Here is a 10,198-nt window from a genome sequence, read left to right on the forward strand (position 1 = left end):
GCAGGCCCCGATCACCTACGAGCAGCAGTCAGCTACCATCACACTTGCCGCATAACGACACGAACAGGTGTCCACCCTTCTGGGACAAGGCCCCCGGACTATCCCCACGTCGTACTGGCCAGCCCCGACTACCGCCACAGCGTCGTCCTGGAACCCGAACCCGAGCCCTACAAAGCATGGTGGCGAATCTGCAGCTATGTCGAACAGCGGCGCTGGAACACGCAGTTCGGTGCCAACACTCCGGTGGAGATCCTCGCCGCCCTTACCGACGCCCTGCTCGCGCCCGTGCCCGAGACCACCCCGGAGATATGGACGCCCCTCACCGCGGCTGGCTGGACCTACGAGCGCGACGCACGCGGCAATGAGAGTGCCACCCACCCCGACGGCATCATGAGCCTGAGCCGCCGGAGCCTCGATCCGGGAGAACACTTCCTCTGGACCGCAGAAGCCAGGCACGACTACGGAGACACACAGGCCCTGATCTGGCACGCATACCTCGACGACCGCATGCCCACGCACCTCATCTCCGCATTCACCACCGCCCTGGCCAGCTCCGAGCCCGTCCAGCGCGGCATGTACGACGTTCCGCACGCGCACCTCGTCAGCCAGGTGCAGCGCGGCCCCCAGGGCAAAGAACTCGCCGACGCCCACGAAGCCCGCCTCAAGGGCGCACGCGCCGCCGCCTGCAAAGCCCGCCGCTCCGCCGCACCGAGCACACGCGGCGCTCCGGCCCCGGCCACCGCCCCACCCAGCACCGCAGCCCGGATCCGATGACGAGGCCGGGCGAACCCTGGCCCGGCGCTCCATCCCCCTCGTTCTGGCGCACCGTGCCCGCGAATACTTCGGAGTCTCCCCCTTTGCCCATTTCCACCCCACCCGCCGACGACACGAATCGGCTGTACCTGGGCCAACTCGCCCTCTACCTCTGGGAAAACAAGCAGATCCGAGCCGTCTGGGACACCTACGCCGTGCCCGGGACCGAGGCGTACGACGGACCACTCGCCGAGAGTCATGCCGAATCCTGGCACCACCTCGACCAGTGGGCCATCCAGGGCAAGGCCCTCATCGAGATCAACACGCCGGTGCAGAGCCACCAGAGCGCCCCCTCTGTCCCTGCCATGGTGACGCCGGTACCCGAGGCCGTCCCCCATGCGTATTCGGCACGGTGGTGACGGAGGTGACCGTAACCGTCGAGCAGGCGTTTATCGCTCCGCGCCACCTGGCCGGCGGCGGCGACCCCGGCTGGATCACCGTCCCGCTCCACCGCGCCTGCGGCTGGAGCTACGGACACGACCCGCTGATGCCCCGTGTCCTGCTCACCAGCCCCGACCAGCTGAAACAGCTGCGCATGGACCCTGATCCGGACGATCCGTGGTGGACCGTCCGGCACGCGCGTGACGCGGCCCAGCCCGGCTGGGCCGCCACCTTCGGCGCCCGTACTCCCGTCGAGATCATCGCCGCGTTCACCGATGCCCTCACCGATCCGGCAGGACCAGCCGCCCCGGCAGCCGACCCCTCCGCCCCTCTGCGGAAAGCCGAATGGCACACCCCGCGCGACTCCGGGGGTCTCGTCTCACCCGACGGCACTGCACGCGTCGAGCGCCTCGGCACCACCGACAGCGACCCGTGGCTCATCCAGACTGGGGTGATCGAGCACCCGCCGATCTGGCGGGCCTACTTCACCGGCAGCACCCCGGCCCACCTGATCACCGCCGTGACACGCTCCCTCGCCGACCAGACCCCCGTCACCCGCGACCCGAGCAAGATCCCGGGCCTCGCCCGCGACCGCATGAGCGTGAGCACCCACCGCGTGCCCGCCGAGCACATCGCCTTCGCCCTGGAACGGCGCACCGCCCTCCTCGCCGCGCGACACCCCGCACCGCCCGCTGCCGCACCACCGCCACACACGAGTTCACCGCGCCGTACCCGCTGACGCGCCGCTCCGGGCAAACCCACTTCTCCTCGCCCACTTGGAACAGCCCTTGCCCCAGCCCTCCACCAGTTCGAACAGCGACGGCTACGACATAGCCTTCCGCGTCCTGGGCATCGTCCTCGCCATCGCCGTACCCCTGGCCAACTTGGCATGGCTGGGCGGCAACATCACCGCCTGGGCCACCGATGCCGGAACCAGCGCCCCCTACCAGCCCGTACAGGCCCTGCTCCACCCCGATCAGCTGTGGCCCCACCTCGGCGAAACGTCCCGCCTGCTCGGCACACGCATCCTGCCGGGCGCCGTACTGCTCGCCCTCGCCGCCGCCGGCGCCGTGCTGTACAAGCGGCACAAGGACGGCAGCGGCGGGCGCAAGAAACGCATCGACGGCATGGCCAAGCCGAAGGACATCGAGCCGCTGATGTCCAGGGCCATCACCGCGAAAGCCCGCTCGCTGCGCCCGAGTCTGAAGGACGCCAAACGCATCGACGCCCAGGACACCGGCATCTTGCTCGGCAATCTGCAGGGCACCAAGCACGAGGTCCGCATGGGGTACGAGGACGTGGCCGTCGCGATCATGGCGCCGCGTTCCGGCAAGACGACGTCGCTGGCGATCCCCTCGATCCTCGCCGCGCCCGGGCCGGTCCTCCTGACCTCGAACAAGGCCGCCGGCGATGCCTTCACCGCCACCTACGACGCCCGCGCCCGGGTGGGGCAGGTGTGGTCGATGGACCCGCAGCAGATCGCGCACACCGCCCGCGAAATGTGGTGGAACCCTCTCGCCGACGCCAAGACCCTCGACGGCGCCGGAAGACTGGCCGGACACTTCCTCGCCGCGAGCGTCGACGCCTCCCAGCAGGGCGACTTCTGGTCCAAGGCCGGATCCAACATCCTGTCGCAGCTGTTCCTCGCCGCCGCCCTCGACGAGCGCCCGATCACCGACGTCATGAGCTGGCTGGCCTTCCCGGCCGACCGCACCCCGCTGGACATCCTGCGCGACCACGGCTTCGCCGCCGTCGCCGCCCAGCTCAAGGGCACCGTGGAGGGACCGCCGGAGACGAGGGACGGCATCTACGAGACGGCCCGCCAGTACGCCGCCGCGCTGCTGAACACCGAGATCTCCGCCTGGGTCACCCCGCAGAAAGACGTGCGCGAGTTCAGACCGGCAGAGTTCGTCACCTCCACCGACACCCTCTTCCTCCTGAGCAAGGACGGCGGAGGCGGCGCCTCGGCACTGATCGCCGCGTGCGCGGACTCCGTGATGCGGGCCGCGACCGCGCAGGCCGAACGCACCGGCGGACGCCTCGACCCACCCATGCTCGCGATCCTCGACGAGGCAGCCAACGTGTGCAAAATCTCCGACCTTCCGGACCTGTACTCGCACCTCGGCAGCCGTGGCATCATCCCGATCACGATCCTGCAGTCCTACCGCCAGGGCCAGAAGGTCTGGTCGGACGCGGGCATGGACGCCCTGTGGTCCGCATCGACCGTCAAGGTCATCGGCAGCGGCATCGACGACCCCGATTTCGCCGACAAGCTGAGCCGCCTGATCGGCGACCACGACGTGGAGACGACCTCCACTTCACATTCGGAGTCCGGCAAGTCGACCTCGGTCAGCATGCGACAGGAGCGGATCCTGCCCGCCGACGCGATCCGCGCCCTCCCCAAGGGCACCGCGCTCTGCTTCGCCACCGGCATGCGTGCCGCCATGCTCGACCTCCGGCCGTGGTACCTGGAACCCGGAGCGGAGGAGCTGTCCGCCGCGTCCGCCCGCGCGTCGAAGGCGATCACCGCCCGCGCCGTCGCAAAGCACGCGCCAACGCAGGCCGACTTCGGGAAAGCCGCGTGAGTGAGAGACGCCCGGTTGCACCTGGTGCCGGTCCGCTCACGTGAGGCGAAGGACTTCATGCGCGCCTGGCACCGCCACCATCCACTGCTGAACGGAACCCTCCACGCCCGATGAACAGCCCGACCGCGCCGGCCGAGCACCTCCTGCTCCTGGCCTCCGACTTCACCCGGCACAACGACGCCCTGACCCGGACCCGGCCAACCGGCTCCAACACCGCGACCGACCTCACCCACCAGGCCGCCTTCACCCAGCACCTCGCCGATTCGGCGCTGCACATCGTGGATATCCTCAACGCCGAGCCGATGTACCACAGTCCAGCGATCCGCGCTGTGTACGCGCGGGTGCGGCAGTTCGCCCACCTGACCGCCGACGCGACCGACCTCCTCCTGGGCGCCGTGGCCCTCCTCGACGACACGCACGCCGGAATCCCCGTCCAGGACGAGGGCCGGCTTCTGACCCGCCTGACCTACCAGCAGGCCCTGGACGAGGCCGGCAGCCGCGTCACCCTCGTACGGGACCTGATCGTCCTGGGCGCCCAGGACGCGCTGACCACCGCCAAGTTGTTCGTCACCGAACGGCGCCGCCGGGGCATGCACCGGTTGCCCAGCCGCCCGCACTGTCCCCCGCTCAGGGCGCAGTGCTGCGCGCCGTCGCGCAGGGCGAGGTGACCATCACCGACGACAAGCCGCTCATCCGCAGGGACGACACCCGCGTCTCCATCAGCACCATCCGCTCCCTGGAGTCCCGCGGCCTGGTGACCCGCGAGCCATGCCCGCTCTGGCTCGCGGACGAGCGGGTCCACCTCACCACCGATGGATGCCGCGGCCTGGCTGCCACCTTCGGCCGCACTCGCTGACCACCCTCGTAAACGTCATCACCGCCGTCCGAATGGGAGTTACCACGCCCTCCGACACCCCGACCGCGCATGCTCTCGCCTGCGCCCTCGCCGATCAGCTCCACCCCGGTGCCGCTCCCCGTGACGTGACCGTCAGCTTCGGCGCCCGCCGACAGGCCCCGGTCGAGTACCGCGCCCGCAGCCGGGGAGGGCCAGTGACGGTGTTCGCCCAGGCGTTGCACGCCACTCTCTACGGCCTCCCCTCGGACGACGAGACGTTGCCCGCCGCCCTGGACGCGCTCTTGCAGACCGCGCACACCGCGACTGCCCCCGAGCAGAAGACCGCAGTCCTGCGGCAGGTCGCCGAACAGCTGCGTAATGCCGCCGAGATCATCCAGCGCTACCAGTACCGAGCTCAATGGGACCGGTTCCCCGACGACATCGCCAAGCAGCTCCATGACGCCCACGACCAGGCCCAGCAGATCGCCCAGGTCCTCGACCGCGTGGCTCCCACATTCAGCAGCCCGCCCAGCGCGGATACCGCGCCCGACGCGTACCGCCATCACGGCCCAAGCGCCGCTGCCCCCGCGACCACCCTGACTCCAACGACCGGACGTCACCGCTGATCCGCGGCGAAGCAGCCCAGCCACAGCGCCCCCGGTCACCGACCCTCTGCTTACTCCTCGCGCAATCCTGTTGCACGCTCGGCGTGTTCGTCCCCGCCGGCCTCACCCGCCAACCGCCGAGCCGCGTCACCTCGGCCAAATCGCGCGGGCAGGTACCGACCTGTTCGAGGACGGCATCACCCACCATGACGCACAGCCTTCACGGACCCGTCATCCAGGCTGCCCACCAGTGCACCCCTGCGACGCGGAGACATCCTCGACCGTGCCCTCCGCGCTATCGAGCACGCCGCAGCCCTGCGGCCCACCCGCCGTCATGACCTACTCGTAACTCCGTCAGCCGCCACGGCCCCAAGCGGCCGGCCCGCCTGCTCGGCCGCGTCGGCGCTTTCCGGCGTGATGGCCGTCGACAGCCCTCGTCCTCTCTCACGCCATATCCCGCAGTGGCTGCTAATTCCCCCCTCAACCGCTGACGCATCAGCCGCATTGCGGATGCTCCCCCATTTCCCGACCCGCAGGAGACACCATTTCAGATCAGCCGCAATTTCGTGCCCTTTCTCTTGGCGCGGGAGTTCAATCCAGCACCCTGCTCGCCCTGTCAGCCAACGGCATCCTGCCGAAGGTCGACTTCGCGATTTTCGCCGACACCGGCTGGGAGCCCGAAACGGTTTACGCGCACCTTGACCGCATGGAGAAGGAGATAGCCAGACCCGCCGGAATTCCAGTTCTGCGCGTGTCCTCCGGGAACATTCGCAACGACGCACTGAACCCGGATCACCGGTTCGCATCCATGCCCCTCCATATTCTCAATAAGGACGGGCGACCCGGCATGACCCGACGGCAATGCACAGGCGAATATAAGATAAAGCCGATAAAGAAGAAGGTTCGCGATCTGCTCGGCTACCCCCACCCTTTGCGTATCCCCAAGGGGGTTTTCGTCGAGCAGTGGGTGGGAATCTCGACCGATGAATTCCATCGCGCCAAGGATGCCGACGTCATGTATATGCGCAACCGGCATCCTCTTCTGGACCTGTCCTGGAGCAGGTCCGACTGTGTTCGTTATCTGACCTCGCTCGGGCTGGCCGATACTCCGAAATCGAGCTGCCTGGGATGCCCGTTCCACGGTAACGCCCAGTGGAGGCGCATCAGGGACACTTCCCCGTCGGAGTGGGCGGACGTCGTCGCATTCGACGCGGCCATCCGGCAGGGAAACGCCCGCGCCGACGCGGCGGGCAACCGACTGCTCGGCGAGGCGTTCCTGCACCGCTCCCGCGTCCCGCTGAGTCAGGCGCCGATCGACCACGTCACTGCCGCAGAACGGGCCGCCCTGCGCGTCGAGGCAGACGAGGCCGATGAGTTGGAGAACGGCGTCGCGGACGGCTGCTCTCCCTGGGCGTGCCGTGGGGATGCGGATGCGCTGGCGCAGGACGGTTTCGGGCTGGCCACGTGATACTCGATCTCTTCGCGGGTCCCGGTGGCTGGAGCCATGCGCTGAACGTGTTCGGGGTCCGCGATGTCGGTCTGGAGTGGGATGCCTGGGCCTGCCGGACCCGCGTACGGGCCGGGCAGTTGACGGTGCGGACGGATGTGGCGGTGTATCCGACGTGGCCGTGGCTCGGCCGTACGACGGGGCTGCTGGCGAGTCCTCCGTGCCAGGCGTGGTCGATGGCGGGCAAGCGCCTGGGGCTGGTGGACCAGCCGCTGGTCCACCAGGCGGTCGCCGACCTCGCCACCGGACGCGACACCCGCGCGCGGCTCCTCACCGCGTGCCAGGACGGACGCTCCCTGCTGGCCGCCGAGCCGATGCGCTACCTCCACGCCCTGAACACGGTCGGCGAACCGGAGTGGATCGCGATGGAGGAAGTCCCCGATGTCTTGCCCCTGTGGAAGCAGTACGCGGCCATCCTGCGGAGCTGGGGGTTCTCCGTGTGGACCGGGATCATCCAGGCCGCCGATTACGGAGTGCCCCAGACGCGGAGGCGGGCGATCCTCCTCGCCTCCCGCGTGCGGGTTGCCGAACCTCCCCCGCCGACCCATGCCCGGGTCGCGGAACCGCAGTCCCTGTTCGGGCCGGGCCGCGCCCGCTGGGTCAGCATGGCCCAGGCCCTGGGCTGGGGCGCCACCGACCGCCCCGTCCCCACCGTCTGCGCCGGCGGCGGGCCGGGCGGCGGCCCCGAACCGTTCCCGTCCGGCTCCCGCCGGACACTCTCCGACGCCCGGAAGCGCGGCACCTGGATGCCCCGACCGGACGGAGTGATCCGGCAGTCCCGCCACGGGGGCGCTGGATGGACGGCCCGGCCCGGCGCACGTGAGACCCAGGCCGCCGACGCTCCGGCCGCGACTTCCGTCGCCGAGGCCCACCGCTGGTCCTGGTCCTTGCGCAGCAACAACCAGGCGAACGCCACCGTCCGTCCGCTGTCCGAGCCGGCCGGCACGCTGTTCTTCGGGCACCGGGCGAACGAGTGCACCTGGGTCGCCGCACTGGCCTGGTCTCCGACCGAGGACACCGGCACCCCGCCGGTGCCGATCCGGATCACAGCGTGCGAGGCCGGCCTCCTGCAGACCTTCCCCGCCGGCTACCCGTGGGCCGGGAACAAGGGCCAGCAGTTCTCCCAGATCGGCAACGCCGTACCGCCGTTGCTCGCCGGCCACCTCCTCGCTCCCCACCTCGGCGTCACCCTCGACCCCGACGACTTCACTCTCGCCGCCTGATGCCCCATGCCCCCGAACCCGACAAAGACGACCTCGACGCCATCGCACCGCCCCAGCCGGTGTTCCACGTCGAGCAGGCCCTCCTCGGCGCCCTCCTCCTCGATCCGCACCGACTCAGCGACGTCACCGGCATCGCCGCCGACTCCTTCTCTACCGCCACGCACGCCGCCCTGTACACCGCAATCAGCGCCCTGCCGCCGCCCGACCCCGCCGAGCACGCGAAGAACACCAAGTGGCTCGACCGCGTACTCGCGACAGGCCGCGAGCAGGCGCGCGGCCTGACCACCTCCTACTTGCACACGCTCGTCCAGGTCTGCCCCTGGCCCAGCCACGCACCGGCCTACGCCCGGATGGTCGAAGCGGAACACGCCCGGCGCCGTCTGCTGACGGCCGCCGAACGCCTCGTCCGGACCGTCCACGACGTCTCCCTCCCGCACCCCGTACAGACGGTGCTCACCGAGACCGACACGCTCGCCGCCGTCGTGGACGACATCGCGGTCCGCTTCCCGCCACGCGCAGGCGTGCTGCCCCGTACCACGGCACCGCCGCCGCCCGCCGCGCCCGGCCACACGGAGGCCGTCGAGGAGGAGCAGCTGCTGCTCGCCACCGCCACGGCCTACCCCGCCGACATCGATTCCGTCCGGTGGCTCCTCCCCGACGACTTCACCCTGCCTCTGCACTCCGGCCTGTGGCAGTGCCTGACCGCCCTGGCCCGACGCCACGAACCCATCGATCCCGTCACCGTCCTGTGGGAGGCACAGCAGCGCGGGGTGCTGAACGACGGCAGCGAACCGGGCAGAGTCCTCCGTCTGCTGGCCGAACCGGCCGGTTCGGTCGAGCACTGGGGCGAGAGAGCCCTGCAGCGGTCCCTCCTGACCACGGCCGAGCACACCGGCCGACGCATCCAGGCGTATGCCGGCGACCCGGCGAACACCCCGTTCCAGCTCGTGGTCGGCGCCCGCCGCGCCCTCGCCGACATCAGCGCTGTCCGCACCCGCTGGCAGCACGCCACCGGATCCGCCCCGCCACAGCGGCGACGACCGGCACCCACCACCCGCGCCGGACCGCCGACCACCACGCCCGCGCACACCGCCCGCGCCGCACGAACAACCCGATAGCCCCCGCGTACGCCGGTGGCCGGACCCGAAGGCCCGGCCACCTGCAGAAAAGACGACAGCCCAATGTGACTCCCGCCATCGACGCCCACGTCCGCCTCGACACCCATCCCACTCATGCCAGCGCCGTGACCGCCGTCCTGACCGGCACCCAGGCCCGCGTCGCCCTCACGGCTCTGGAAGCAGCCGACTGGTCCGTCACCGCCACCAACGTCCTGGTCCTGGCCCGCATCGATCACGAGGAGCCCTACTGGGCCGAGGACGCAGCCAAGCACCTGGTCGCCGAAGGCATTACCGTCGAGATCACCCCTCGGCTCCGGGAAGCGATGGACGAGGAAGGGGCCTGGCCCAACTACCCGATGCCGTGGTGCACCCGCAGCGAAATCCGCGAGGTCTCCACCCAGGCGCAGAGGATCCACGACGACATCCGCCACGGCCGGCTCCTCATCCACGCCCACGCCCACGACGACATCCGCCACGGCCGGCTCCTCATCCACGCCCACGCCCACGACGGCCACACCACCGTCGCGGTCGGCACCTACCTCGGCGCAGGTGGCAAGTCCGTCCACCTGTACGGCGAGAACCACCTGCGCCATGTCGCCGGCACCTTCGATTCACCCGCGCGGGCCCTGCTCGTCTTCGAGAAGGTCCACTCGGCCAGGATGCGCCCCGGCCCGGCACCCCTGACCGATACCGAACGCGCCGCCATCGAAGCCCGCTCCGTCTCCAACGTGACCGCCACCGCATCCGAATACTCCCGCGCAGAGCCGGACACAGTCCCCCTCTACCTGGCCGATGCCGGCGACCACGACGCTCTTCTCGACGCCTTCCTCGACACACACAGCGAGTTCGAGAAGTGGCGGACCTGGTCGGACGAGACAACCCACGCCATCCACGAGTCGCAGACCCTGCGCATCGAGCGCGTCCACGAAACCCCCGCCCACGAGACCGCGTGGACCGTAGCCGCCTACGAGACACCCGTCTCCGACCGCATGTGGGTCCTCACCGCGACAGGCACAACCCCAGCCCCAGTGCTGCAGCAGTTGCTGACCCACCTCGCCGATGGCGACGGCTGGGACACGGCCATCGGCTCCCCGGTGGACGAGAAGATGGTCACCGCGGCCACCCAGCCGC

At 70.1% G+C, this 10,198-nt stretch carries 11 protein-coding genes; all 11 read left to right on the plus strand.

The features are described from left to right. Positions 1-114: 114 nt before the first annotated feature. The gene (locus AB0389_RS37325) at positions 115-774 is read left to right on the plus strand and encodes a DUF317 domain-containing protein (RefSeq protein WP_366400047.1); all 660 of its coding nucleotides are present in this window, start codon (positions 115-117) and stop codon (positions 772-774) included. 83 nt (positions 775-857) lie between these two features. After that, complete coding sequence (locus tag AB0389_RS37330) at positions 858-1,172, plus strand: hypothetical protein (protein WP_366400039.1); 315 nt, start codon at positions 858-860, stop codon at positions 1,170-1,172. A gap of 5 nt (positions 1,173-1,177) precedes the next feature. Further along, complete coding sequence (locus AB0389_RS37335; RefSeq protein WP_366400040.1) at positions 1,178-1,933, plus strand: DUF317 domain-containing protein; 756 nt, start codon at positions 1,178-1,180, stop codon at positions 1,931-1,933. 49 nt (positions 1,934-1,982) lie between these two features. Next, entirely contained in the window at positions 1,983-3,779 is a 1,797-nt protein-coding gene (locus AB0389_RS37340; protein ID WP_366400048.1) for a TraM recognition domain-containing protein, read from the plus strand. Between the two features lie 110 nt (positions 3,780-3,889). Continuing rightward, the gene (locus AB0389_RS37345) at positions 3,890-4,447 is read left to right on the plus strand and encodes a hypothetical protein (RefSeq protein WP_366400041.1); all 558 of its coding nucleotides are present in this window, start codon (positions 3,890-3,892) and stop codon (positions 4,445-4,447) included. Next, complete coding sequence (locus tag AB0389_RS37350) at positions 4,444-4,635, plus strand: hypothetical protein (RefSeq protein ID WP_366400042.1); 192 nt, start codon at positions 4,444-4,446, stop codon at positions 4,633-4,635. Before AB0389_RS37345 ends, AB0389_RS37350 begins: the two co-directional genes overlap by 4 nt. Before the next feature lie 32 nt (positions 4,636-4,667). Continuing rightward, positions 4,668-5,240: a hypothetical protein gene (locus AB0389_RS37355; protein WP_366400043.1), complete on the plus strand. Its 573-nt coding sequence runs from the start codon at positions 4,668-4,670 to the stop codon at positions 5,238-5,240. 583 nt (positions 5,241-5,823) lie between these two features. Then, complete coding sequence (locus AB0389_RS37360) at positions 5,824-6,687, plus strand: hypothetical protein (protein ID WP_366400049.1); 864 nt, start codon at positions 5,824-5,826, stop codon at positions 6,685-6,687. After that, on the plus strand, positions 6,684-7,949 hold the full coding sequence (locus tag AB0389_RS37365) for a DNA cytosine methyltransferase (protein WP_366400044.1): 1,266 nt from the start codon (positions 6,684-6,686) through the stop codon (positions 7,947-7,949). Before AB0389_RS37360 ends, AB0389_RS37365 begins: the two co-directional genes overlap by 4 nt. Next, on the plus strand, positions 7,949-9,067 hold the full coding sequence (locus AB0389_RS37370) for a DnaB-like helicase N-terminal domain-containing protein (protein ID WP_366400045.1): 1,119 nt from the start codon (positions 7,949-7,951) through the stop codon (positions 9,065-9,067). The genes AB0389_RS37365 and AB0389_RS37370 overlap by 1 nt, the downstream gene beginning before the upstream one ends. 65 nt (positions 9,068-9,132) lie before the next feature. Continuing rightward, positions 9,133-10,198 (plus strand): DUF317 domain-containing protein (locus AB0389_RS37375; RefSeq protein WP_366400046.1); only part of this gene is annotated, 1,066 nt, incomplete at its 3' end.

The sequence above is a fragment of the Streptomyces sp. NPDC093109 genome (assembly GCF_040701725.1).
GTDB lineage: Bacteria > Actinomycetota > Actinomycetes > Streptomycetales > Streptomycetaceae > Streptomyces.